Source organism: uncultured Campylobacter sp. (assembly GCF_938045225.1).
Classification (GTDB): domain Bacteria; phylum Campylobacterota; class Campylobacteria; order Campylobacterales; family Campylobacteraceae; genus Campylobacter_A.
Genome location: NZ_CALINL010000164.1, coordinates 1 through 1205 on the forward strand (window position 1 = coordinate 1; position 1205 = coordinate 1205).

Below are 1205 nucleotides of genomic sequence, written 5' to 3' on the forward strand. Positions count from 1 at the left end.
TGCGTCTGGCGCAGAGTAAAAGCGAGGCCGAATTAGCGCGAGAATTTGATCCAAAGCTGGTCGCGACGGTGTTTTCAAGGATGAGAGCAAATAAATTTAAACTCTCGCTGCCGCCGATTGCTAGCGTGAACGGCGAGTAAAATTTGAGCTAAATTTACGGCTACGGCGATAAATTTGGCTGAGGTTTTGAAAGTCAAAAACGGTGAAATTTGACGGTAGAGTCGCAATAAGTTTGCTAAAAGTAGCAGAGGAAGGCTCGGCTAAAAATAAATAAAAGCCGTCCGAATATCGGCGCAAAAGTAAATTTAAAAAAGAAACGTAATTCAAGGTAAGATAAAAATAAAAAACAAGGAGGCACAATGGAAGAGATAGCGTTTTATCGACCGACCATCGACGAGGCCGAAACCGCGCTCATCAAAGAAGCCTTAAAAGACCACGGTTCGGAGATCGTGGATAGGCTGGAGTCCGAGCTTAGGGAGTATTTTGGCGTAAAGCATGCCGTCACTACAAATAACAACAGCGCCGCCCACCATTTGGCGCTTTGCTCGATGGATCTAAAACGCGGCGACAAGATTATCTGCTCGGTAAACTCCACTCCGAGCGTGGCGCAGGCGATTAGACACTTTGACGCCGAGCCGATATTCGTCGACATCAACGAAGACGACTTTAACATGAACGCCGAGTCACTGCGAAATACGCTAAAAGTGCACAATCACAAAAAACTAAAAGGTATATTCGTAAACCACGTCGCGGGACAGGCGTCTGATATGGACGAGATCTACGCTATCGCGCAGGAGTACGACGTAAAGGTGCTCGATGACGCTGGCAAGTCCGTCGGCCTAACCTATAACGGAGTTAAAATCGGCTCCGATAGCCGCTCGCTCATCTCTTGCTTTAACGTGCATTCGCAGCTAACTAACCCGATCGCAACGGCCGGCTTTATGCTAACCGACGACGACGCGGTCGCCGAGCGCGCTAGATTGCTGCGAAACCACGCGATCATAAAAGGCGGCATAGACAAAGACGGCAATCTAGGCTACGTCTACGACGTCGTCGACATCGGCGTGAAGTATGACCTCACCGGGCTTTGCGCTGCGTATGCTGTGGCTCAGTTTGAAAAAACGGATAAATTTATCGCGCGACGCAGACAGATCGCCGCCATCTACGACAAAGAGCTCGCAGACTGCCCGCATGTCTCGCTACCG

The 1205-nt window shown here is 49.5% G+C and carries 1 protein-coding gene; it reads left to right on the forward strand.

Annotated features, from left to right (window positions below):
- Positions 1–359 precede the first annotated feature (359 nt).
- Positions 360–1205 (forward strand): DegT/DnrJ/EryC1/StrS aminotransferase family protein (locus tag Q0200_RS06155; RefSeq protein ID WP_297939076.1); only part of this gene is annotated, 846 nt, incomplete at its 3' end.